This window comes from Pannonibacter sp. CBAS1226 (assembly GCF_055685825.1).
Window position 1 is genome coordinate 111,638 of sequence record NZ_JBVOUO010000007.1, and the last position, 23,916, is coordinate 135,553.

The 23,916-nt window shown below is 63.8% G+C and carries 20 protein-coding genes; 6 read left to right on the forward strand and 14 right to left on the reverse strand.

The annotated features are described in order from the left end of the window. Positions 1 to 14: 14 nt before the first annotated feature. Positions 15 to 716 carry a response regulator transcription factor gene (locus AC0CMF_RS18890; protein WP_208975691.1) on the forward strand — a complete coding sequence of 234 codons (702 nt, stop codon included), beginning with the start codon at positions 15 to 17 and terminating at the stop codon, positions 714 to 716. A 10-nt stretch (positions 717 to 726) separates the two neighbouring features. Here AC0CMF_RS18890 and AC0CMF_RS18895 read toward each other — a convergent pair whose 3' ends face one another. The 5 genes from AC0CMF_RS18895 to AC0CMF_RS18915 all read right to left on the reverse strand — a co-directional run bounded on the left by AC0CMF_RS18895 (position 727) and on the right by AC0CMF_RS18915 (position 7,813). After that, positions 727 to 2,313 carry a TRAP transporter large permease gene (locus tag AC0CMF_RS18895; protein ID WP_374629501.1) on the reverse strand — a complete coding sequence of 529 codons (1,587 nt, stop codon included), beginning with the start codon at positions 2,311 to 2,313 and terminating at the stop codon, positions 727 to 729. Between the two features lie 8 nt (positions 2,314 to 2,321). Then, on the reverse strand, positions 2,322 to 2,855 hold the full coding sequence (locus AC0CMF_RS18900; protein ID WP_374629503.1) for a TRAP transporter small permease subunit: 534 nt from the start codon (positions 2,853 to 2,855) through the stop codon (positions 2,322 to 2,324). A 78-nt stretch (positions 2,856 to 2,933) separates the two neighbouring features. After that, positions 2,934 to 5,600, reverse strand: a complete 2,667-nt coding sequence (locus tag AC0CMF_RS18905) for a TRAP transporter large permease (protein ID WP_472482420.1) — start codon at positions 5,598 to 5,600, stop codon at positions 2,934 to 2,936. Between the two features lie 19 nt (positions 5,601 to 5,619). Then, positions 5,620 to 6,627, reverse strand: coding sequence for a TRAP transporter small permease subunit (locus AC0CMF_RS18910; protein ID WP_374629505.1), 1,008 nt, complete (start codon positions 6,625 to 6,627; stop codon positions 5,620 to 5,622). 85 nt (positions 6,628 to 6,712) lie between these two features. Then, positions 6,713 to 7,813, reverse strand: coding sequence for a TRAP transporter substrate-binding protein (locus AC0CMF_RS18915; RefSeq protein WP_050472393.1), 1,101 nt, complete (start codon positions 7,811 to 7,813; stop codon positions 6,713 to 6,715). Between the two features lie 199 nt (positions 7,814 to 8,012). Between AC0CMF_RS18915 and AC0CMF_RS18920 the strand changes: the two genes are divergently transcribed. The 3 genes from AC0CMF_RS18920 (at position 8,013) to AC0CMF_RS18930 (ending at position 10,916) form a co-directional block, all read left to right on the forward strand. Next, positions 8,013 to 9,377, forward strand: a complete 1,365-nt coding sequence (locus AC0CMF_RS18920; RefSeq protein WP_472482421.1) for a cache domain-containing protein — start codon at positions 8,013 to 8,015, stop codon at positions 9,375 to 9,377. A 31-nt stretch (positions 9,378 to 9,408) separates the two neighbouring features. Next, the gene (locus tag AC0CMF_RS18925) at positions 9,409 to 10,074 is read left to right on the forward strand and encodes a response regulator transcription factor (protein ID WP_050472391.1); all 666 of its coding nucleotides are present in this window, start codon (positions 9,409 to 9,411) and stop codon (positions 10,072 to 10,074) included. A gap of 83 nt (positions 10,075 to 10,157) precedes the next feature. After that, positions 10,158 to 10,916 (forward strand): gamma-glutamyl-gamma-aminobutyrate hydrolase family protein, encoded by a 759-nt coding sequence (locus tag AC0CMF_RS18930; protein ID WP_374629506.1) that lies wholly within the window; start codon positions 10,158 to 10,160, stop codon positions 10,914 to 10,916. Positions 10,917 to 10,934: 18 nt separating this feature from the next. Here the strand turns inward: AC0CMF_RS18930 and AC0CMF_RS18935 are convergent, their stop codons facing one another. Beyond that, a complete protein-coding gene (locus tag AC0CMF_RS18935; RefSeq protein WP_374629507.1) occupies positions 10,935 to 12,791 on the reverse strand; it encodes a HoxN/HupN/NixA family nickel/cobalt transporter in 1,857 nt (618 codons plus the stop codon). Positions 12,792 to 13,077: 286 nt separating this feature from the next. On the opposite strand from AC0CMF_RS18935, the gene AC0CMF_RS18940 reads away from it, so the two are divergent. After that, positions 13,078 to 14,160 carry a Glu/Leu/Phe/Val dehydrogenase dimerization domain-containing protein gene (locus tag AC0CMF_RS18940; protein ID WP_374629508.1) on the forward strand — a complete coding sequence of 361 codons (1,083 nt, stop codon included), beginning with the start codon at positions 13,078 to 13,080 and terminating at the stop codon, positions 14,158 to 14,160. Between the two features lie 42 nt (positions 14,161 to 14,202). On the opposite strand, the gene AC0CMF_RS18945 is transcribed toward AC0CMF_RS18940, so the two are convergent. From AC0CMF_RS18945 to AC0CMF_RS18965, 5 genes are read right to left on the reverse strand one after another with little or no spacing between them, the layout of a single operon-like run. Continuing rightward, positions 14,203 to 15,111 carry a LysR family transcriptional regulator gene (locus AC0CMF_RS18945; protein WP_050472387.1) on the reverse strand — a complete coding sequence of 303 codons (909 nt, stop codon included), beginning with the start codon at positions 15,109 to 15,111 and terminating at the stop codon, positions 14,203 to 14,205. Between the two features lie 27 nt (positions 15,112 to 15,138). Continuing rightward, positions 15,139 to 16,728 (reverse strand): gamma-glutamyltransferase family protein, encoded by a 1,590-nt coding sequence (locus tag AC0CMF_RS18950; protein ID WP_374629509.1) that lies wholly within the window; start codon positions 16,726 to 16,728, stop codon positions 15,139 to 15,141. 20 nt (positions 16,729 to 16,748) lie between these two features. After that, positions 16,749 to 17,267, reverse strand: a complete 519-nt coding sequence (locus tag AC0CMF_RS18955; RefSeq protein WP_050472386.1) for a DUF2937 family protein — start codon at positions 17,265 to 17,267, stop codon at positions 16,749 to 16,751. A 14-nt stretch (positions 17,268 to 17,281) separates the two neighbouring features. Next, entirely contained in the window at positions 17,282 to 18,268 is a 987-nt protein-coding gene (locus tag AC0CMF_RS18960) for a WD40 repeat domain-containing protein (protein ID WP_374629510.1), read from the reverse strand. Between the two features lie 33 nt (positions 18,269 to 18,301). After that, a complete protein-coding gene (locus tag AC0CMF_RS18965; RefSeq protein WP_374629512.1) occupies positions 18,302 to 19,453 on the reverse strand; it encodes a CobW family GTP-binding protein in 1,152 nt (383 codons plus the stop codon). A gap of 242 nt (positions 19,454 to 19,695) precedes the next feature. Here AC0CMF_RS18965 and AC0CMF_RS18970 point away from each other — a divergent pair, with 242 nt between their 5' ends. Beyond that, positions 19,696 to 20,877 carry a pyridoxal phosphate-dependent aminotransferase gene (locus AC0CMF_RS18970; RefSeq protein ID WP_374629513.1) on the forward strand — a complete coding sequence of 394 codons (1,182 nt, stop codon included), beginning with the start codon at positions 19,696 to 19,698 and terminating at the stop codon, positions 20,875 to 20,877. 137 nt (positions 20,878 to 21,014) lie between these two features. Here the strand turns inward: AC0CMF_RS18970 and AC0CMF_RS18975 are convergent, their stop codons facing one another. The 3 genes from AC0CMF_RS18975 to AC0CMF_RS18985 form a co-directional block, all read right to left on the reverse strand. Next, on the reverse strand, positions 21,015 to 22,103 hold the full coding sequence (locus tag AC0CMF_RS18975) for a LacI family DNA-binding transcriptional regulator (protein WP_082205876.1): 1,089 nt from the start codon (positions 22,101 to 22,103) through the stop codon (positions 21,015 to 21,017). A 149-nt stretch (positions 22,104 to 22,252) separates the two neighbouring features. After that, positions 22,253 to 22,780 (reverse strand): OmpA family protein, encoded by a 528-nt coding sequence (locus AC0CMF_RS18980; RefSeq protein ID WP_082205894.1) that lies wholly within the window; start codon positions 22,778 to 22,780, stop codon positions 22,253 to 22,255. 101 nt (positions 22,781 to 22,881) lie between these two features. After that, complete coding sequence (locus AC0CMF_RS18985; protein ID WP_058898725.1) at positions 22,882 to 23,790, reverse strand: DMT family transporter; 909 nt, start codon at positions 23,788 to 23,790, stop codon at positions 22,882 to 22,884. Positions 23,791 to 23,916: the final 126 nt, after the last annotated feature.

Sequence of the window (23,916 nt, forward strand, 5' to 3'; positions counted from 1 at the left end):
GCAGCACAACAGCCATGTCCGGACTTGTTTACATCTGCGACGACGAAGCGGAGATCTGCGCCATTCTGGCCAGCACGCTGGAGGTCTACGGCTTCCGCTCGGTCTGCTTCCAGCAGGCGGGCAAGATGCTCGCCATGATGGACCAGCAGCTGCCCGATGCCTGCCTCATCGACCTTGGGCTGCCGGACATGGACGGCATGAGCCTCATCAACGAGATCCGCAAACGCACCTCCCTGCCCGTCATCGTGCTTTCCGCCCGCAGCCATTCCTCCGACCGGGTAATGGGGCTGGAGATGGGTGCTGACGATTATGTGGTGAAGCCCTTCGACCCGCGCGAGATCGTGGCGCGGCTGCGCTCCGTGCTGCGCCGCTCATCCGAGCGTCAGGCCGCGCCCCCCGGCAAGGGCAATGCCGCCCGCTTTGCCGGCTGGACCTTTCATCCCGGCGCCCTGCGGCTCGTCTCGCCCTCGGGCGAGGAGACGTTCCTCTCCACGGGTGAAGCCACCCTGCTGGAAGCCTTGTTGCGGGCCCCCAAGCGCGTGCTCTCACGCGATTACCTGCTGGAGCACGGCGGCCGCGACGACAGCCTCGACCGGTCCATCGACGTGCGCATCTCCCGCATCCGCAAGAAACTGGCGACCGAATCCGCGACGCCCCTCATCCGCACCATCTACGGCTCGGGCTACATGCTGACGTCACAGGTGGACTGGGCGTAAACTCCAGCTGCTACCCGTAGATCGCCTGCGGCAGCCAGGTGGCAAGTTGCGGCACGAACCAGAGGATCACCAGCATCAGCACCTGGATCAGCACGAAGGGGATGATGCCGAGGTAGATATCGGAGCTGCGCACGGAGGCCGGGGCCACACCGCGCAGATAGAACAGGGCGAAGCCGAAGGGCGGGGTAAGGAAGGAGGTCTGCAGGTTGACCGCCATCATCACGCCCAGCCAGGCCGGATGCATGGAACTGCCGTCGGGCATGGGCAGCTGCAGCAGCACAGGGGCGACCAGCGGCACCACGACGAAGACGATTTCCAGGAAGTCGAGGAAGAAGCCCATCACGAACATGACGAGCATGACCGCCAGCATGGCGCCGAGTGCACCGCCCGGCAGGTCTTTCAGCAGCGAATGCACCAGCTCGTCGCCGCCCAGATCCCGGAACACCAGCGAGAAGAACGTCGCGCCGATCATGATTGTAAAGACCATGGCGGTGATCTGCGTCGAGGACTGAATGACCGGCGCCAGAACACCTGAGCGCATCACACGGGCAAGGCAGACCGCAATACCCCAGGCCCCGCCAAGGCACAGAAGCGCCGCAAGGCTGATGCCAGCCCATTCCAGCGGCCCGATTTCCAGCCGGGTGATGCGAAGATCCACCACCCGCGACAGGGCAAGGGCCGCCAGCAGGCAGACCGCTCCGGCATAAACCGGCAGGGGCCGGGACACATCGGCCCGGAAGCCCGCCAGAAGCAGCGCACCCACGGCACCGACTGCAGCAGCTTCCGTCGGCGTTGCCACACCGGCCAGAATTGAGCCGAGCACGGCGATGATCAGGGCCAGCGGCGGCACCAGCACGCTGACCAGCTCCTTCAGGCTCACCTTCTGCGGCGCGCCGCCATCTGTTCCGCGCATGGGCGGCGCCTTGTGGGGCGACAGAAAGGCGACCGTCATCTGATAGGCAATATAGAGCCCGACGAGGCAGAGGCCGGGAATGAGCGCGGCAGCAAACAGATCCCCCACCGAGAACGGATCCGGCGACCAGTTGCCGAGATTGCGCTGCGCCGTCTGATAGGCGCTGGAAAGCTGGTCGGCGAGGAACACCAGCACGATGGACGGCGGAATGATCTGGCCCAGCGTTCCGGCAGCTGCAATCGAACCGGTGGCAAGGCGCGGGCTGTAGCCATTGCGCAGCATGGTGGGCAGGGACAGGAGCCCCATGGTCACCACCGTCGCCCCGACGATGCCGGTGGAGGCGGCCAGCAGCGCGCCGACGATGGAAACAGACAGCCCCAGCCCGCCAGGCATCTTGCCGAAGAGCCGGCCCATGGCCTCCAGCAGGTCTTCCGCCACCTTGGAGCGCTCCAGCATGACGCCCATGAAGATGAAGAGCGGCACGGCAATCAGCGTCTCGTTCGTCATGATGCCGAAGATGCGCAGCGGAATGGCGCCGAGCGACAAGGAGGCACCTGAGAAATGCCCCAGCAGCGCAAAGACGAGAGCAACACCTGCCAGCGTGAAGGCCACCGGGAAACCGGCCATCAGGCAGATGACGGCCGTGGCAAACATGAGAATGTCGAGGATGGAAATCAGGTCCATGGAATGTCTCAGCCCTCTTTCCGGGCGAATGTTTCAAGTGCCGGGGCGTTGCCCGACAGGGCGGCGGCAGCGCGCAGCATCAGGGCAAGGCCCTGCAGCGCCAGCAGCCCGGCATAGACGAGGATCGCTGTCTTCAGCACATAAAGCGCCGGAATACCCGACGTCTCGCGCGAGCCTTCCCGGATAATCCAGGAGATCTGGACGAAGGGCCAGGCGTGCCAGAGGATGACGGCACACATGGGCATAAGGAACAGGGCGGACCCGGCCAGATCCACCAGCGCTTTGCGGGCGGAGCTGGCGTCCCGGTAGAACACATCCACCCGCACATGGGCATCAATGGCCAGCGCGTAGGCGGCAGACAGCAGGAACAGGAAGCCATGCATGTAGAGGATGCTTTCCTGCACCCAGACCGAACCTGCCCCGAACACATACCGCAGGATGACCACCGCAAACTGCACCAGCACAATGCCCAGCATCAGCCAGGACACGGCGCGGCCAATCGCCGAATTGAGAGACGTGATCACCTGAGCGGTGCGGAACATCGCGGAACCTTTTCGGAAAAGCAAAGGGCGGGGAAGACCATCAGCCATCCCCGCCCTGCTTTCGTCAATAGCCAGCTGTCAGAAATTCAGCGACACATCCCGGTGTTTCGACAGGCACGGCGCCAGCGCCACCGCCACATCACGCGGCAGGCGCGGCAGTTGGCGCAGGCCGATGGTGCCGCTGGTGGCAGCATCATAGGCGCTGATCTTCGGCAGCAACTCGTCGAAGGCGCGCTGGCGCCACGCGAGATCTTGCTTGAGCGCGGCGATGGAGTTGTCCAGCTCGGCCACAGCGGCCTGCGGATCGGGTGCATTGGAGCGCATGATCTTGCGGGCCTCGTTGATCCCCTTGCGGATCTCGGCCGTGCCTTCAAGGGCGGAGACCTCACTGCGCAGCAGGTCGATCTGCTCCAGCACCTTGGGCAGAGGCTTGGAGATGACCGCATCCTGCAGGGCCGAGAACTTCTCCTCCATCTCCTGCAGGGCAGGTGCGGCCTGAAGCGCGGCTGTCACCTTCATCACAGGCTCGGAGGCATTGTCCGCGAGGCGGCGGTAGGCGAGGCGTGCCTTGTTCTCCGCATCCTGCACCTTGGCAAAGCCGGTATGGACGTCTTCCCAGCTGGCCGGGATCTTCGCCAGCAGCGCATCATGCGCGGCCTGCAGCTCCGCCATTTCCGCCTTTGCGTCCTCTCCCCGCTCCGCGGAATAGATGCCGGTCGGACCGGAGCGCGAAATGATCACCTCCAGTTCCTTGATTTCACGCTCGATCTTGCGCGCATCCCGCTCGATCGCCCGCACCTGAACCTGCAACGGACGGTAGGTCACTGCGGCCTGCGTGACGGCGGCAACGGCAGCATCGATCTCCGCCATCTGCGGAATGGCCTTTTCAGCGTTCTGCAGCCCGGACTTCAGCTCCTGCTGCAGATCGGACGGCAGATAGCTGACATCCGTTCCCTTGAGCTGGCTGATGGCAGCGGTGATCGCGGCGCCGTTCTGGCGGAACTGCTGGCTGGTGTAGGTCTCGATGCAATATTGCAGACGCGGGTTCTTCGGCGGCGGCGCGGTCTCGGACAGCAGCGAGGACCGGTTCGGCAGATAGTTCACGATCTGCGGATTGAAGCCAACAATCGCCAGCGCGACCAGCTGGATGCCGATGAAGGCGATCACGCCCTTGTAAATCTGCAGCGTCTTCACCACCGCCGGAGCCACGCCGCGCAGATAGAAGAGCGCGAAGCCGAAGGGCGGGGTGAGGAAGGAGGTCTGCAGGTTGAGGCCGAACATCACGCCCAGCCAAACTGCCGTCACGTTGGCGGACGGATCAGCCAGCAGGATCGGCGCAACAATCGGCACCACCACCACGGCAATCTCGATGAAATCGAGGAAGAAGCCAAGGATGAAGATCACCAGCATGACCATGAGGAACTGGGCCCAGAAACCGCCGGGCAGGCCTTGCAGGAAGTCCTTGACCAGATCCTCACCGCCAAAGGCGCGGAAAGCCGATGTCAGCATGGCCGCGCCAATCAGGATGATGAACACGAGGCACGAGCCCTTGGCCGTCTCGATCATCACTTCGCGCAAGGTGTTGTCCGTCACCATCGTGCGCCAGCCGCTCCAGATCACGGCAAAGACCAGCATCGAAACGGCGATGGCACCGAGGACGATGCCTGTCATATCGCCATTCGAAAGAACGCGCTTGATGTTGGTGTCATAGAAGCTGACGGCAACGGCAATGCCCAGAAGAGCCAGAATGGCAATGATTGCGGGCGTATAGACGCCCTTGCCCTTGCCGTCCTGCAGCCGGTAGCCGGCCATGATCATGGCACCGATGGCACCGACAGCGCCGGCCTGGTTGACCGTGGCGATGCCGGCCATGATCGAGCCGAGCACCAGCACGATCAGGGCGAGCGGCGGCACCAGCGTGATGAACACCTGGAACAGGAACTGCCGGTCCATCTTGCCCTGACCGCGCACAGCCGGTGCAGCCTTGGGGTTGATGAGGGCAAAGCCGAGCATGAACAGCACATAAAGACCAACCAGCAGCATGCCGGGCAGGATGGCGCCGAGGAACAGCTCGCCCGCGCTGGTGGAGGCAATGGCTAGATCGGACGGCATCTGGCCGGGGCCATTGGCATCGCGGAAGAGAGCCTGGCGCAGGTTGCCGGCCTGATCGACGCTGGAGGACAGCTGGTCGGCCAGAATGATCAGCACGATGGAGGGCGGAATGATCTGGCCCAGCGTGCCGGAAGCAGCGATCGTGCCGGTGGCCAGCGGCACCGAATAGTTGTTGCGCATCATCGCGGGCAGCGAGATGAGGCCCATGGCCACAACGGTGGCGCCGACAATGCCGGTGGTGGCGGCGAGCAGCGCCCCCACCAGGATGACCGAAATGCCCAGACCGCCCGGAACCGGCCCGAAAAGCCGTGCCATGGTGATGAGCAGATCCTCGGCGATCTTGGACCGCTGCAGCATGATGCCCATGAAGATGAACAGCGGAATGGCGATGAGCGTGTCGCGCTCCGCCTCCCAGTAAATGCCACGGAAGTTGGTCACCCCGGCGCTCAGCCACTGGGTGGGGCCGCCATGGGAGAAATAGGCGTCGGTGTGGCCGGCGAACAGATAGCCAGCGCCGGCAGCCAGGCCGATGGAGATGATTGCCGATCCCGGCAGGGCAAAGGCGACGGGAAAGCCCGAGCCAAGCGCCGCCGCCATCAGGACGATCAGCAGAATAAGGAAAAACAGTTCCATAGGTGCAAATCCTGCTGGGTCAGTGCTTGATGGAGCCGGTGAGCTCGCGGCCACCTGGTTCGCCGCGCATGTCTGCCACGGCGGCAAACAGGTAGCTGACAAACTGGATCATCATGCTCACGGCGAAAACGCCAAGGAAGCCCGCCATCAGATACTTCACATAAAGGCCGAAACCTGCCTGTGTCGTCTCATAGGAGAGCATGGGGCTGTTGATGATCGACTGCCTTGACCCCAGACCGAAGTAGAGAATGGTCCAGCAGAACACCATGCCGAAGGCGATGGCACCGAAGGCATTGGCAAAGCCCTTCGCCGTCTCGCCGAAGCTGGCATAGAGCACATCCACACGCACATGCCCCTCTTCAAGGAGCGTGTAGGCGGAGGCAAACAGGAACAGCGCCGCATACCAGAAGCGCACGAGGTCAGACAGGAACGCCTGTTCGTAGGAAAAGACGAAGCGGCCCAGCACGATCAGAAGCTGGGATACCACCACCAGAAGAGCCAGCCAGTAGAAGCCGAGGGTCCGCGTGACCGCCGCGAGCAGGACCGACAGTGCGATGAGCGGCATGTGCACATAGCCACCGCGGAATTGCGCCCGCCCGAGATCGCTCGCCAGCTGCCGGCCGAACACCGCTTCCAGCACGCCTTCGACACGCAGGAAAGAAATCGTTGCGTCGGCGACCCCGACGATGACCACCGCCCAGAAAGCCCAGCGGATCAGGAAGGCGTTCAGCCTGTTGATCCGCTCGCTGTCGGCGCGCAGTCCAGGTGAGCCAGGATAAAGCACATAAGCTGCGGCCAGAAGCGCCAGCACGGCATAGAGGCCGGTCTGCATCTGCGCGCCGGCCGATCCGGTTCCAGGTCCAGGAAAACCCTGCCAGTAGGTGAGGTAGTTGTTGATCAGGAAGGCAGTCATGACTGCCAGATTGATCCAACCGAACAGCCGGATGGCAAGAACACCACCGGTCCGGGATTCCAGCGCACGCGCAGTCTCAGCAGCGGCGCCTTGAACCGGGTTCAAGGCCGTCATCGTCAAACGCCTCGTCAAAAAAGGTTTGAACCAGGAAGGGGGCGGGGCTAGCCCCGCCCCCCGGTCAGGTGGACGCCAGTGGCGGTCAGACCTTGATGCCGAGCACGCGGTTGCGCTGCACCGTGTAGCCGGTGTCAGCCAGAAGCATCCAGCGGCCCACTTCCGAACGGGCCTTCACGAAGCTCTCGTGAACGCGCTTGGTCAGGTCGCCGTGCTGGATGGTTTCCTCGAACACTTCAGCCGATGCATCGCCAAAGGCGTCATAGACTTCGTCCGAGAACTGGCGCAGCACGACACCATGCTCATTGATGAGCTTGTCGAGATAGGCGCCGTTGAAGCCGTTGGCTTCTGCCATCGAGAAAGCGTTTTCCTCGTTGCAGGCCGCTTCGACGATCATCTGGTCGATCTTCGACAGCTTGGAGAACCAGGACTTGTTGCAGCCCAGCGCCAGCATGGAGCCCGGCTCATGCATGCCCGGATAGTAGTAGTACTTGGCGGCTTCGTAGAACTTCATGAAATAGTCGTTCCACGGGCCGACCCACTCGGTGGCATCGACAGCGCCGGAGACGAGGTTTTCATAGATCTGGCCGCCCGGCAGGGACACCGGCGAGGCACCCAGCTTGGCCATGACGTCGCCGCCAAGGCCCGGAATGCGCATCTTCAGGCCCTTGAGGTCGTCGGCGGTTTCAATTTCCTTGTTGAACCAGCCACCCATCTGCACACCGGTGTTGCCGGCGTTGAAGTTCTTCAGGCCAAACTGGTCAGCCAGTTCGTCCCACAGTTCCTGGCCGCCGCCAACCTTGATCCAGGCGTCGATTTCGGCATAGGTCAGGCCGAAGGGAACAGCCGTGAAGTAGGACCAGGCCGGGTGCTTGCCCTTCCAGTAATAGTCGGCGCCGATATAGGCCTGTGCGTTGCCCGAAGCCACTTCGTCGAAGGCATCGAATGCACCGACGCGCTCACCGGCGGCGAAATACTGAACGTTGATGCGGCCTTCGGTCAGTTCGGCGATACGGGCCGCCAGGCGCTGCGCGGAAACACCAAGGCCCGGCATGTCGCGCGGCCAGGTGGAAACGATCACCATGTCGGTGCGGGACTGCGCAATTGCCGGAGCGGCAAGCGTGGTTGCAGCGGCAATACCGCCAGCACCAATGCCAGCCTTCTTGATAAACGAACGACGATCCATAACGATATCCTCCCAGATATGGCGAGTGCTCAGCCACTTTGAAGCCTTGCACTGACACCTGTCTGTGTCTAGGTGATCCTTTGAATGAGGCGCTAGTCGTGTTTCTGCGCATCTTTTCCGTAGTACTACTGAAAAGACGCTGCTTTCCGGCAATTTTATTGCCGGAAGCGGATCACTTTCGGAATGCAGGGGGCCACCGGTGACATTCAAAACAAAACTGCTCCTCATCACCATCCTGCCCCTTGTAGCTGTCTCGGGGCTGATTGGCGGCATCACCTTCTTTCAGGCCTCGCGCCTGATCGAGGCCCAGACCCATGCCGTCGAGGAGCGTATCCTGTCCAGCAAGCGGCAGGAGGTGCAGAACGCCATATCCCTTGCCCTGACCTCCATCCAGAAGCTCTATGAGGAGGAGCATGGCGGGCGCGAGGCGGCGCAAACGGAAGCAAAACGCATCCTCAACGACATCACCTTCGGCGAAGACGGCTATTTCTTCGTCTATCTGCGCGATGGCACCAACATCGTCCATCCCAAACTGGCCAATCTTGTCGGCGGCAAATGGTGGGATCTGCAGGACCCGGAAGGCAATTACGTCATCCGCAATCTCATGGCCGCAGCTGAGGCCGGCGGCGGCTTTCACCGCTATGTCTGGGACAAGCCGAGCGCCGGCATGAATGCCGAAAAGCTCGGCTATGCCGTGATGCTGGACAAGTGGGGCTGGATGGTCGGCACCGGCCTCTACATTGACGACATCGCCCGGGAAGTGGCCCTCGTCCGTGCCGATTTCACCGCCAACGTGCAGCAGACGGTGCTGGTGATCTTCCTCATCACCATGGTCGCCATCCTCCTGAGCCTGACCGCTGTGGCCACGGTCAGCTTCTCGGAGCAGAAGTTTGCCGATGGCAAGCTGAAGGAGTTGACCCACCGGATCGTCGATGTGCAGGAGCAGGAGCGCAAGCGCGTGTCGAGCGAGCTGCATGACAGCATCTCCCAGCTGCTCGTCTCCATGCGCTATGGCATCGAGATGCTGCATTCCCGCAGCCCCGGCAGCGGCGAAATGCAGACCCAGGCCGAGCGCTGCCTGCGCATTCTGGATGAGGCGATTGGCGAGGTGCGACGCATCTCCAAGGATCTGCGCCCGAGCATTCTCGACGACATGGGCCTGTCCGCAGCCCTCACAAGCCTTGCCAAGGATTTCGAGGCGCAGTCCGGCATCACTGTCGAGATTTCCGCCGACCGCTGCCGCAGCCGACTGCCGGATTCGGCCAAGACCGCACTGTACCGGGTGGTGCAGGAGGCGCTGACCAATGTGGCCCGGCACTCGGCCGCGGCATATGTCAGCATCCGGCTGGTGGCGGGAGAGCGGGCGCTGACCCTGACGATCCAGGATGACGGCGTGGGCATTCCCCTGCCTCTGCCGCAGCTTGGAGGACTGGGTATCCGCAACATGCGTGAACGGATAGAGACACATGGCGGCACCATGGTAATGTCGCGGGTGGGTGCCCAGGGCACCATGATCCGGGTGACCATGCCCATGCTGCCGGAGGAGAGCCGGACAGCGGCGTGAACCACGCCCGGCAGATGAGGAGACACAGTGCATGACCAGCCCGCAAGCCCGCAAGGACGACCTGCCGCGCAAGGTGCGCGTGCTGCTGGCGGATGATCATGAGCTGGTGCGCGCCGGCATCAGGGCCCGGCTGGAAGGCGTCGCCCCCTTCGAGATCGTGGGCGAGGCCACCGACGGGCGCATGGCCGTGCAGCTGGCCGAAACGCTGAGGCCCGACATCATCCTGATGGATATTTCCATGCCGGGCCTCAACGGGCTGGAAGCAACCGAAACCATCCGCCGCAAGCATCCGATGATCAGCGTTCTGGTCCTGTCGATCTATGACAACCCGGAATATGTGCGCGGGGTGATGCAGTCCGGGGCCAGGGGCTATCTGCTCAAGGACATCTCCGCGAAGGAGATGATCAACGCCATTCTCGCCGTGGCAGACGGCGGCTATTACTTCTCCTCCCGCGTCGGACCGGCGCTGATGGAGAACAAGCCCTCGCCTTCGCCAACCAACCCCTATGGCCTGACGGAGCGCGAGCGCGAAGTGCTGCAAGGGGTCGCCCGCGGACAGGCCAACAAGGAAATCGCGGTGCATCTGGGCATCAGCGTGCGCACGGTCGAATCGCACCGGCTCAACATCCGCGACAAGGTCGGCAGCGGCAACGCCGCTCATCTCTACCGCATCGCCCAGGAACTGCGGCTGGTGTGATACTGCCCCCTTGGCGGCGGTGTGGTCTTCGTGCAAACCTTGCAGCCCATCCCGTTTAGCGGCCAAAGGGTCCAAAGCCTCGAATGTCCAAGCCGATTGTTCTTGTCACCGCCGATGTGAAGCCCGTTGATGGCTACCGCTGGCATGCAGCGCCCTCCACCTATCTGGAGGCCGTACTGAATGGCGCTGGCGCCATTCCCCTGATCCTGCCCTCCCTCGGCAGCGCTCTCGACATTGACGCGGTGCTGGACCGGGTGGACGGGGTGCTGGCCACCGGCTCGCGCTCCAACGTCAATCCGGATCTTTATGGCGGCGAGGCGACGGAAGAAAACGGGCCTTATGACCCGGACCGTGACGCCACCTCCCTGCCGCTGCTGCGCCGGGCTCTGGAAAAGGGCCTGCCGGTCTTTGCCATCTGCCGCGGCATGCAGGAGCTGAATGTCGCCTTTGGCGGCACCCTGCTCACCGAGATCCAGGAGCTTGACGGGCGCAACGACCACCGCGCACCCGTATCCGAAAAGCAGGAAGAGCGCTTCGCACTCGCCCATACCGTTGACGCGCGCACAGGCGGACAGCTTGAAGCGGCCATCGGCACGGCACAGTTCAAGGTCAACTCCCTGCACCGGCAGGGCCTTGGCGCGCTGGGTCAGTCGCTGGTGGTGGAAGCCACGGCTGAGGATGGCACCATCGAGGCGGTCTCGGTGGAGGGCGCGCAGAACTTTGCCATCGGCACCCAGTGGCACCCGGAATACTGGGTCAGCTGCGACACGCCTTCGCAGAAGCTGTTCGCAGCCTTTGGCGAAGCCGTGGAAGCCTACCGCCGCAAGCGCGGCGATAGCTGAAGGCTTACATCAGCCTGATCAGGCCGGGACGGAACCCCAGCCGATCATGGCAATCAGCAGGGTGAGCCCCAGCAGGAACACGGCAGCGGCGGCGGCAATCTCGATGCCCCGGTGCACCCGGTAGGCCCACACCCCATCGGACCCGGCAAGGCGCGCGGCCAGCCCCTTGGCCCCGACGGCCAGGGTGGCCAGCAGCGACACGGTGATGCCCGTGCCAACGGCCATGGCCAGCGTCGAGGCAATGCCGGCCAGGATCATGCCCTGCGACAGGGCGAAGACCAGCACGATCAGCGCGCCCGAACAGGGCCTGAGACCGATCGCCAGAATGATCGACAGCGCACGGCCCGGCGTCAGCCGCCCGGCGGCCATCTCCGCGGTGGGCGCATGCACGTGGCCACAGGTGCCGCAGGCGCCATCCTCGCCCGGCAGATGCACATGATCATGCCCGGCAGGTGCCCCCAGCAGCATCGGGCGGAAAGCCTTGACCCAGAGCAGCCAGGCGCCCATCGCCGTCACCATCACATAGGAGGCGATCTCCAGCCAGCGGGCAGTCTGCTGCATGGCAATGGAGGTGAGGTTGAAGACCACGGCAACGCCGCAGACGATCAGTATGGCGGTCAGGGCCTGCGCAAAGGCCGAGGCGAAGGAGAGCAGGATGCCCTTCTTCAGCGTGTCTTCGCTGGCCAGCACATAGGACGAGATCACCGCCTTGCCATGGCCCGGACCTGCCGCATGGAAAATGCCATAGGCGAAGGAGAGGAACGCCAGCAGCCAGCCCGCATCCGGGCTGTTGCGGAAACTGCGCAGCGCGGAAATGAGCTTCTGGTAGAATTCGGTCTGATAGCGGGCGATTTGCGCAAAGAAGCTGCCGACCAGCGCATTGCTCTTCAGCGCCGCCGAGGGAACGCCCTCCATGGGCGCAGGCGGCATCTGGGAGGCAGCCTCCGCCTGACGGTCCGAAGACAGAGCGCCTGCGGTGTCCGTGCCCGCCGTCTGGCCCTGGCCCTGGCCCTGATTTTGGCCATTTAGCGGCGTCACCGGCGGGAACGGCGGCTTGGACGCAGTGGCTGCTGCCTCTCCCGGCCCGCAATTGACGATCATCTGATTGACGAGGCCGGCAGCAACGTCCGCCAGTTCCGGCGGCAGCTCCCGCTGATCGGCCCCGACCTGAGCAAGGGCCAATGCGACGGCAGGATCAAGCGGAGGCGGCTCCTTGCGGGTGACCGTGCAGGAGGCCGGAGCATTGATCAGTCCCGTGGCATCGGGGTCCTTGGCAAAACGGAAATCGACGTAATAGGTCGGGTCATAGACATCGAGGGTGATCGTATTGGCGAGGTCCGTGGGCTCTTTCAGCGGCAACAGGAAGTGCAGTTCCAGCAGCTTCACCGTGGTCATCATCGGCCTGCCGGTGCGTTCGGCATCTTCCTTGATAGCCGCGATATCTTCCTGCTTCATCGCCCAGTATTCGGTAAGGGGAACCTCCACCACCTCCAGCCAGTAGACTTCCGGCATGGTGAAATCCAGTTCCACCCTGGTGTTGTCACCGAAGGTGAAGAAGCCGAATTCCTCCATGCTTTCCACATTTACCTTGGCCAGCTCCGCCAGTTCCTCCCGGCTGAAGATGCCGTCACGGTTGGTGTCGAAACCCTGGATGGCGAAGGCCGTATAGGCATCATCAAAGCGGAAAACCTGGTCCACCGCCGTGGCAAGGCCATCATCATTCACCACCAGTTTGGTCCGCGCTTCCACGAACACATGCGGATGCGCGGATGCAGTCCCGCCCGCAAGCAGCCACATGGAAATCAGCATGGCCGCACAGCACAGCAGCACAAAGGCCCGGTGCAGAAAGACGGTGGGGCTCACAGCGGCAGACATTCGTGGTGATTCCATTCTCGTTGGGGCGTGATTCCGGCACGGCTCATTGCCCTGAGAAGGGGGCAGGAAGGTGACCTTCCGCAAGCGTCTTTTGCGTCGCAGAAAGGGAATTGGCGTTTTTCATCCTTCCAGAATTCATTTTTGAGAGAAATTTCCTCGTCAGTCGACTTATAGCGCAAGATCGATCACAAATTTTCATGCAGATCAGACATTTTCTCCCTCATCAACTTTCCATCGAACGGCCTGATGCGCCGGCATCGCAAGACTTGGCATGAGAGAGAGGACCATGAACGCCCCGTCCCGCACCGCTCCCTTTTCCACGCAAGGGATGACAGCTTTCGACCATCCCGAGTTTTCCGGCCACGAGCAGGTGGTGTTTGCTCATGACCGGGAAACCGGCCTGCGCGCCATTCTCTGCGTTCACGACAGCCGCCTCGGTCCCGCCCTTGGCGGCTGCCGCATCTGGCCCTATGCCACAACGGAGGACGCCCTGCGCGATGCCCTGCGCCTGTCGCGCGGCATGACCTACAAGAATGCCCTCGCCGGGCTTGATCTGGGCGGCGGCAAGGCGGTGATCATCGCCGATCCGCGCAAGGACAAGACGCCAGCCCTGATGCGCGCCTTCGGCCGCCACGTCGCCCGCATGAACGGTTCCTACATCACGGCAGAAGATGTGGGCGTTTCGGCTGAGGACATGGAGGACGTGGCCCGCGAGACGGCGCATGTGCGCGGCACCCGTGCCACCGGGCTTGGCGATCCGTCTCCCTATACGGCGCTCGGCGTCTTCGCCGGCATCCGCGCCGCCCTCGCCCATGTCAACGGCACGGACAGCCTGAGCGGCTGCACCGTTTCGGTTCAGGGCCTCGGCCATGTGGGCTTCGATGTGGCGCGCCAGCTGAAGGCCGCCGGCGCCCGGCTGATCGTCTCCGACATTCACCAGCCGGCCGTGGACCGGGCCGTCGCGGAACTGGAGGCCGTGGCCGTCTCTCCGGCAGAGGCCCATGCGGTGAAGGCCGATGTCTATGCCCCTTGCGCCCTTGGCGCAGTGCTGAATGCCGTCACCATTCCGCAGATCAAGGCAAAGATCGTCGCCGGTGCCGCCAACAACCAGCTCGCCACCCCCGCAGACGGCCAGGCGCTGAAGGACCGCGGCATTCTCTATGCGCCGGACTATGCCATCAACGCAGGCGGTGTCATTTCCATCGCACTGGCAACGCCCGGCGGTGATGATGCTCTGGTGCGGGAAAAGACACTCGCCATCGGCACCACCCTCACCCGCATCTTCCAGCGCGCCGATGCCGAAGGCCTGACCCCGGAAACCGTCGCAGACCGCCTCGCCGAAGAACGGCTCGCGGCTGCAGGCAAGTGAGAGGCTGGGGCAGCAGGGAGACGATAACCTCCGCGCTGCCTTTCAGCAGCTTTTGCCCGCCTTGCGCATGTTGGCGAACCACTGGGTGAGGAAATCGACGAAGGAGCGCACCTTGCCGGAGAGATGGCGGCGGTGGGGATAGACGGCATAGATCGCCGGGCCGTCATGCTCGTAGTCTTCCAGCACGATCTGCAATCCGCCTGCCTTGATGTCGTTGTAGACGAACATCATCGGCGTGCGCAGAAAGCCCAGATGGCACATGGCGGCATCGCGGGCGGCAGAGGCGCTGTTGACCTCGATCCGGCCCTTCACCGGCACCGTCACCCGGTCGCCCTTGTCCATGAAGATCCAGTTCGACTTGAACCGGTAATTCGTGTCCACGATGCAGGGCATGTTGGAGAGTTCTGAAGGGTGCTTCGGCGTGCCATGGTCAGCCAGCACCTTCGGCGTTGCACAGACCACCGTGCGGAAGGGGGAGATCTTGCGGGCGATCAGGCTGGAATCCTCCAGATCCGTCACCCGGATGGCGAGGTCGAAGCCTTCTTCCACCAGATCGACAAACCGGTCATCCAGCCGCAGGTCGATGGTGATGGCCGGTTCTGCCACCAGAAATTCCATGATCGCCTGATTGATGAAGCCATCGCCCATGGAGCGCGGTGCCGACACGCGCAGGCGCCCGCGCGCCTCGTGATGGGTGGACTGGACAGAAGCCTGCAGATCGTCAATCCGCTGCAGGATGTCGCTGGCTTCCTTGTAATAGGCCTCGCCCACTTCGGTCAGCGAGATCTGCCGTGTGGTCCGGTTGAGCAGCCGGACGCCCAGTTCGTCTTCCAGCTCGCCGATATATTTGGACACCAGCGCCTTGGAGCGGCCCATTTCGCGGGCAGCAGCGGAAAAGCCGTTGCTGTCCACCACCTGAATGAAGCAGCGCATGCGCGTGATGGCATCCATATGTCGTCTCTCCTTCCGGTGCGCGCCCTAGGCCGCCGCCGCCCCGCCGTCCGAGCGCGGATCATGCGCCCCCTCAAGGCCGCCGCGCAAGCCGCGCACGATCATGCCCGCATGGCCCATGGTATCGGAATAGGCCGCATTCATCACAACCACGTCATGACCCGCCCGTTTCAGCGCTTCGGCCAGATCCGGGTCAAAGCGTGATTCGAGCCGGAGCGAGGTGTTGGCATCGCCCCAGGTGCGGCCCAGCAGCCAGCGCGGCGCATCGATGGCCTCACCCACCGGCATGCCGTTCAGCACATGGCGCACGAAAATCGCTGCCTGCGTCTGCGGCTGGCCTTCGCCGCCCATGGTGCCATAGGTGACAAGCCGCCCATCGGAAAGCCGTGCCATGGCCGGGTTGAGCGTGTGGAACGGCAGCCGCCCCGGCTCCAGCGCATTCAAGGCCTCCGGATGCAGCGAAAAACTTGCTCCGCGGTTCTGCCAGGTGATGCCGGTGCGCGGCAGCACGCAGCCTGACCCAAACTCCCAATAGACCGACTGGATGAAGGAAACGGCACAGCCCCTGGCGTCGATCGCACCCATCCAGATGGTGTCGCCGAGGGAGGATTTCACCGGCCAGTCCAGCGCGCGGGCAGCGCTGATTTCGGAGGCTGTGCGGTCCAGCCAGGCCTCTTCAAGGAAAGGCGATACCGGCTCCGGCAGGCGGTCCGGGTCGGTCACCACCCGGTCGCGCACGAGGAAGGCCCGCTTGGTCGCCTCCACCAGCCCATGCACCATGGCAAAGCTCTCCGGCGGCGCCGCCGGAAGCCGGTCCTGCAGGCCGAGGATCAGCAGCGAGGCAAGACCTTGCGTTGGCGGCGGGGCATTGAAGAGGGTTCCGGCCTTGGTCGTCACCTTCAGCGGCTTGCGGATGCGCGCTTCATAGCGCTGCAGATCCGCCTTGGTGACCGGCGCGCCGATGCGCTCCAGATCGGCCGCGATTTCCGCGCCCACATCGCCCCGGTAGAAATCATCGAACCCGGCAGCGGCCAGCTGGTCCAGCGTGTCGGCCAGCCGCTCCTGCCGCATCAGACTGCCCGCTTCCAGCGGCTTGCCATCCTTCAGGAAGACGCTGGCAAAGCCGGGCTGATCCTTGAGCTCGGCGAGCTTTTCTTCCGTCAGCTTTTGCTGGCTGGCGGAAACGGCACAGCCTTCCTTGGCGTGACGGATGGCATTCATCAGAAGCTCGCGCCGGGGCATGCGCCCGCCAAGGCTTGCCGCTGCCTCGAAGGCCTTCTGCCAGCCGCCCACAGTGCCGGCAACCGTCAGCGCCGCCAGAGGGCCGCGCGCTGGCACGGTGCCATGCCCGGCGCGGTTATAGGCGGCAATCGTCGCGCCCGATCCGGCCGGGCCGCAGGCGGAAATCACCTTCGGGTCCTGCCCCGGCTCGGCGATCAGCCAGAAGCCATCCCCGCCAATGGCGTTCATGTGCGGATAGACAACGGCGATGGCGGCCGCCGCTGCAATCATCGCCTCGATCGCCGAACCGCCTTCGCGCAGGATCTCCGCGCCCGCTTCTGCTGCCGCCATGTGAGGCGCAACGACCATGCCGCCGGACGAGGTTACGGTGTCCATGTTCTCTCCTGTCAGCTTGATCAGCGTGCGGCGGACCGGCGCGGGCCGAACACCCTCCACAGGCCGCGCAGAAAGGCCCCGGAAATCCGCAAGGAGCCAAGGCCCGCAAACAGGCCCAGGATGCCCGTCAGAATGCCCTCCGCCGTCACCGGCACCGCAGGCTCGAAGTCGTCATAGGTGCGCCTTGCCAATTCCCGGTCGGCACTGGTGAGGAACACCAGCAGGCGGCCGAATTCATCCGCCTCGGCATAGGCCTCGCGCTCGGCCCGCATATTGGCCAGCCGGTCGCCGATCTCCTCCAGGCTGCGGCCCTGAGCGGCGACAAGCTGGTCACCGCTGGCCTTGAGCCTGGCAATCGCGCCATCCACATCAAGGCCGGAACGTTGCGCATCCTCGGCCGCCTGCAGCATGACCGTCTGCAGGGCATCAATCGCCCCGCCGAGCCGCTGGCGGTACTGCTGAGCAAACTCCGGCAGCTGTGAGGCAGTAATGCCTGCAAGCAGACCGAACGCCAGAGCAACGGGTCTCGCCAGCATCATCACCTGTCTCCCTGTCATTCCAATGCGATGACACCACCCTCGCCATCTTCCGTCCCGAAAGCAAGCCGGACGCCTACCCGGTCCCAGGCCATGGTGGAGACGGGTGACTTCGCGGCACGGCGCAGCAGCACCTCCGCATTGTCCTCGAAGCGGCACAGAAGGATCATGCCATCCTGATAACCGACCGCCGCCACATCCTCCTTCGGATGGCAGGCAACGGAGGTCACCAGCGCATCACTGCGGGTGCCAAGCTGCAGGGGCGCCTGCCCCATGGGGCCGGTCTTGCCGGAGAAGGGCCAGACAATCGCGGCATTGGCGCCGGAGGTGGCCAGATAGCGGCCCTTCGCGGACCAGCTCATCGACTTTACCTTGGACGGATAGCCGGTCATGCGCATGTCCTGCGCATCGGTGAGACGCCAGCAGTGCAGCGCGGCCTCCTGCATGGAGGTGACGAGATATTTGCCGTCCGGCGAGAAGCTGGCGGCCAGATGCGCGCCCTTCCACTCCAGCATCTGCGGCTGGCCTTGCGTGTTCACCCACCACAGGGTCGCCCCGTCATAGCGGGCGACGGCAAGGCGCAGACCCTTGGGCGCAAAGGCGAGGCCGCCCACCGCCCGCTCATGCGGGAATTCCTTTTCGGAGCCATCGGCCAGCCGCACCCAGGCGGTGCGGCCGCTGGCGAAGGCCGTCGCCCCCGAAGGGCCGCAAGCCACCAGATCGATCCACTTGCGCGGCCGCTCGGAAAGCTGGCGCACCTCGCCCGAAGCACTCAGTTCCATCACCCGCCCGTCGTCACCGCCGGTGACAAGCGCCGTGGCGTGGCCAGACGCCTCCACCCGCTCGTCGGCCGCCAGCAGGCCGCCGGAGTGCAGGCGGATGGTCTTCTGCCCGCCTTCCACCAGCACCACTTCGCCGCTGCCGAGGGCGAAATAGGGAATATCCTTCAGGAACCCGGCCTTGACGGCAAAGCCGGAGAGTTCAGTCGCTGCAAGTGTCGGCACGGTCAGTCCTTCAATGGCTCTCGTGGCTGTCCGTCAGGCGGCGCAGGCGTCGAAGCTCTGCTTCAGGGCGTCGAAATCCAGCTCGCGGCCGATGAAGACGAGGCGGCTTTCGCGCGGCTCGCCATCCTTCCAGTCGCGCTGGTGATCGCCCTCGACGATCATGTGCACGCCCTGAATGACATAGCGCTGCGGATCGTCCTTGAAGGCCAGAATGCCCTTGAGACGCAGGATCTTCGCACCATCGGTCTGGGTGACCCGGTTGATCCAGGAGAAAAAGACATGCGGGTCCAGCTCGCCGGCGCGAAGCGAAATGCTGCGCACCGAATGCGGATCATCATGATCATGGTGGTGGTGATCATGATCGCAGTCCGGGCCGCAAACGTGATCATGGCCGTGGTCATGGTCATGGTCATGCGCGTGATCGTGGTGATGATCGTGGTGGTGATCATGACCGCAATCGGGGCCGCACTCGTGATCATGATCATGGTGGTGGTCATGATGGTGATGATGACCGTGGCCCGTGTTGAGGAACTGCGGGTCCAGCGTCAGGATGCGATCGAGATCGAAAGCGCCCCGGTCCAGCACCTTGCCAATGTCGATGCTGCAGCGCTCGGTCTTGTGACGCACCGCATAGGGGTTGATCTTGTGAATGCGCGCCTCGACGGCGGCCAGCTCTTCAGGCGTCACCAGATCGGTCTTGTTGATCAGGACGACATCGGCAAAGGCGATCTGGTCTTCCGCCTCGGAGGTGTCGGCGAGGCGCTGCAGCACATGGCGGGCGTCAACCACGGCCACCACCGCATCCAGGCGAGAGGCGGCGCGCACATCGTCATCCATGAAGAAGGTCTGCGCCACCGGGGCCGGATCGGCCACGCCGGTCGTCTCGACGATGATGGCATCGAAGCTGCCGCGGCGCTTCATCAGGTTCTGCACGGTGCGGATCAGATCGCCGCGCACGGTGCAACAGATGCAGCCGTTGTTCATTTCGAAGATTTCTTCATCCGACTCGACCAGCAGGTCGTTGTCGATGCCGATCTCGCCGAACTCATTGACGATCACCGCATATTTCTGGCCGTGATTCTCCGACAGAATGCGGTTGAGAAGCGTCGTCTTGCCGGCGCCAAGATACCCGGTGAGAACGGTAACGGGGATCTGCTTGGACGCGGTGCTGGCATCGGTGCTCATGGCGTGAAGTCCTGTTTCCTGAAGCGGATCGCGGCTGCCAGCGGCAACTGGCGCAGCAGCGGCGAACCATAAGAGGTGATGCGTTTGGCGGCAATATAGGTAGTCCAAAGGCAAAGATCACCACTTCAATGTAAATGCGGAACACAATGACGCGCTTCCGCCCTTGCGCAGCGCCCGCCCCGCCGCGATCCTGCGCAACAACAGGCGGGGAGGAACGGCACCGCTGAAGCAAGGGAGAGGACATGCTCAGAACCATCGACGCCTTTGACCGGATTGGAGAGGAAAACGCCTTTGCGGTGCTTGCCCGCGCCAATGAACTGGCACAGCAGGGGCGCAGCATCATCAATCTGGGCATCGGCCAGCCGGATTTCAGGACGCCGGAGCATATCGTGGAGGCGGCCATCAAGGCGCTGCGCGACGGCGAGCATGGCTACACCGGCGCCACCGGCATCCTGCCCCTGCGCGAGGCGGTGAGTGCGGACATTCACAAGCGGGTGGGTGTTTCCGTCAATCCGGACAATGTGGTCATCGTGCCGGGCGGCAAGGTCACCATGTTCATGGCCATCCTGATGTTCGGTGCGCCGGGCGTCGACATTCTCTATCCCGATCCGGGATTTCCCATCTACCGCTCGATGATCGAATTCACCGGCGCCCGGCCCGTGCCGGTGCCGATCCGCGAGGAGAACGGCTTCGGCTTCTCGGCAGAGGAAACCCTCTCGCTGCTGACGCCGCAGACGCGGCTCGTCATCCTCAATTCCCCCGCCAACCCGACCGGCGGCATCACCGGACGTGACCAGATCGAAAAGCTGGTGCAGGGCCTGACGGAGCGGCCGGACATCGCAATTCTCTCGGACGAGATCTACGGCCAGATGACCTATGACGGGCAGGAGCACGTATCGCTGCTGGCGTTCGAGGCAATCCGCGACCGGGTGATCCTGCTCGACGGCTGGTCCAAGACCTATGCCATGACTGGCTGGCGCATGGGCTATGCGGTGTGGCCCGATGCCCTGATCACCAAGGCACGCAAGCTCGCCGTCAACTGCTGGTCCTGCGTCAATTCCCCGGCCCAGTTCGGCGGCCTTGCCGCCCTCACAGGCCCGCAGGATGCGGTGGCGGCGATGGTCGCGGAGTTCGATGCCCGCCGCAAGCTGGTGGTCGAGGGGCTGAATGCGCTGCCCGGCATTTCCGCCCGCACGCCGCTGGGCGCCTTCTATGCTTTCCCCAACATCAAGGCGACGGGTTGGAAGGCGAAGCCTTTGGCCTCCGCGCTGCTGGAAAAGGCAGGCGTTGCCACCATCGGCGGCCCGGATTTCGGCATTCTGGGCGAGGGCTACATCCGCCTTTCCTACGCCAACTCCCGCGAAAACATCAGTCTGGCGCTGGAGCGGATCCGGGAGTTTCTGGAGAGCGAGAAGCCGGAGTGAGGGAATCCTGTCACCGGGTGTCATTCCGGTTTGCCGCAGTGCGGCAAGACCGGGATCTAGTACTCACAGTGCTGATGAAGCGCAACGCAGGGCGTACTGGATCACCACCTTCGTGGGGATGACAGCAGAGAGCCCTCCTAAAGCTTGCTGCCCAGCCGGACGCCAGGGGGCGGGGAGCTGTCGCGGATCTTCAGGTCCGGCGGGATCAGATGCAGCGTGTTGGGCACGCGCTCGCCGCCGATCTGGCGCAGGATGAGGTCGGCGGCCCGGCGGCCGATTTCATCCGGGTGGCTGGCGATGGTGGTGAGCGAGGGCGTGCGTGAGGCCGCGCCATCCACGTCGTCGTAACCGGTGACGGCGATATCCGGCCCCGGCTCCACACCGGCCCGCCGCAGAGCCGGCATCATGCCGAGCGCCACCAGATCATTGAAGCACATGACGGCGGTCGGGCGCTCGCCGGTGGAGAGAATGCGCGGGGCAGCCTCACGGCCATCGGCCTGGGTCATCAGTTCGGGAATATCGATCTGCGTGTCCGGGTCGATGCCCGCCTCCGCCAGCGCCTTGCGCCAGCCCGCATTGCGGTCGCGCCCGGTAGAGCTGCCGCGCCGCCCGCCCGCCATGGCGATATGGCGGTGTCCCTGCGCGATCAGATGCCGGGTGATCATTTCCCCGCCCAGCTCATCGTCGCCGCGCACGGCCGGCGCCCTGGCGCCTTCCACATCACGGCACATGAGCGTGACCGGGATGCCCTGATCGGTCAGCCGGTTGATCTCGTCCGCCGTGGTGCCGACGGAAGAACACAGGATCAGCCCATCGGCGCGGTGCTGCATCAGCGCGTCCACAAAGGCGCGCTGGCGCTCCACATTGTCCCGGTGGTTGCAGATGAAGACCATCTGCCCCTGCGCTTCCAGCACGTCTTCCAGCGAGCGGAAGATTTCGGCGAAATAGGGATTGATGATGTCATGCACCGCAACGCCGACGATCTGCGTCTTGGCCGTGCGCAGGGAAGCGGCCGAGCGGTTGTAGATATAACCGACCTGGCGGGCCATTTCCTTGATCTTGTCGCGCGTGGCCGAGGCCACCAGCGGCGAATCGCGCAGAGCAAGCGACACCGTGGCCGTGGACACACCAAGCCTGTCGGCAATGTCGCTGAGTGTCAGCCGTTTGCCGCGCGGCGTGTCGTCACCGTCGCCACCCATTTCGTCACGGGGCGTGTCTGCACCCATACGTGCCGTCCCTCACATGCGCCAAAGCAGTTCCGGCCCACTTGCGGGGAACCAGCCAGACAAAAGGCTGATAGACCGGCAAGGCCCTGAATCGCAAGTTCTATCGAGCATGCGGGGCGCAGGCGCGAAGCGCAAGCCATGCGGCGCACTTACCGGCCAAACCGTTTGAACTGCGGCGCACTGTCGTCGAACTCGTTGCGCAGGTTGACCGTGACCTGACGGCTGAGACGGGCGCAGTCCTGCGGATCACAGTCGGTCTCCGGCCGCTCGATGCCATAGCCCTTGAACCACAACCGCTGCGGATCCACACCCAGCGCCACCAGCTTGTCAAAGACAGCCTTCGCCCGCTGTTCGGACAAGCGCTTGTTGGCCGCCTCTCCGCCGGGGTCATCGGCGTGGCCCTGCACCTTGGCAAGCCACTGCGGATAAATATTGAGCCAGGCGGCCTGCCGGATCAGGATGGCTTCGGCCTCTGGATCAATGGCCGCCGAGCCTTCGGCAAAATGAATGCGGCGGCCCGCATTCAGCATGAACTCTTCCTCGCTGCCCGGCTGAAACCCGGCGGCTTCCGCCGGTGTTGCCGGTGCCTGCCCATCCGTCAGGCCAAGCCCCGCGCAACCGGCCAGCGGCATGGCGAGCAGCAGTGCCCGCAGTCCTGATAAGCCCCATCCCCGCACGAAAAATCCCCCGATCTTCGCCAACCCCTTGCAGGAGTTTCAGAGCATCCCTGCCGCGGGGCGTCAATGGAAAAGACTGGGGAGATCCGGCAAGCGGAAGCCTAACGCTTTTTGACGATCTGCTCGCGGTAGAGAATGTAGAGCCCGGAGCTGACGACGATGGACGCGCCGATCAGGGTGGAACTGCCCGGCAGGTCGGCGAAGACAAGGTAGCCGAGGCTGATCATCCAGATGATCTGCACATAGGTGAAAGGCGCCAGCACCGAGGCAGGCGCACGGCGGTAGGCGCCGATCAGGATCCAGTGGCCCAATCCGCCCAGAACACCGGTGGACAGCAGCAGCCCCCAGTGGAACAGGCTGGGCGGCGCCTGCCACACGGAAATGCCGCCCGGTGCCATCGCCAGAGACGCCACGGCTGCCGGAATGATCAGCATGCTGAGGGTGGAATCAGTGGCCGAGAGCATGCGCGTCAGCAGCGTATAAAGCGCGTAGCAGACCATCGACAGCAGCGAATAGATCACCGCCCAGTTGAGCGGGCCGGAACCGGGCTGCACGATGACGAGAACACCGATGAAGCCGACGAAGACCGCCGCCCAGCGCCGCGGGCCAACCTTTTCGCCCAACATCGGCACGGCCAGCGCCGTCACCAGAATGGTCCCGGCAAACATGATCGACATGGTTTCGGCCAGCTGCAGATGCCGCACGGCAAGGAAGTTGAAGGAGGTGTTCCCGAGCAAGCAGAAGCCGCGCAGGATCATCAGCACCGGCCGGTCCGTGCGGAAATATTCCGGATGCGCCCAGATGCGGAACAGGAAGAAGGCCAGCACCATGTGCGTGACGAAGCGCACCCAGACGACCTGAAACGCCGGCAGGTCACGGACCAGATATTTCGCCGTGGCATCAAGGCCTGCAAAAAGGAAGCAGGCAAGCAGGAGCATGCCGATACCGATAAGCTGGCTGCGCGACTCCTCACGCTGCCCCGGGCCGGATCCATCCGGAGTGCTGGTCATGGATTTTCTTCCAGAAACGCCCGCGCCAGAACCGGCGCGGCACTCACACCTTAGAGTGAGTGCCCGGCGAACGGAAGCCCACAAACAGACCGAACGGTACGGTTCGCCCTGCCCTTTGGGTATGGC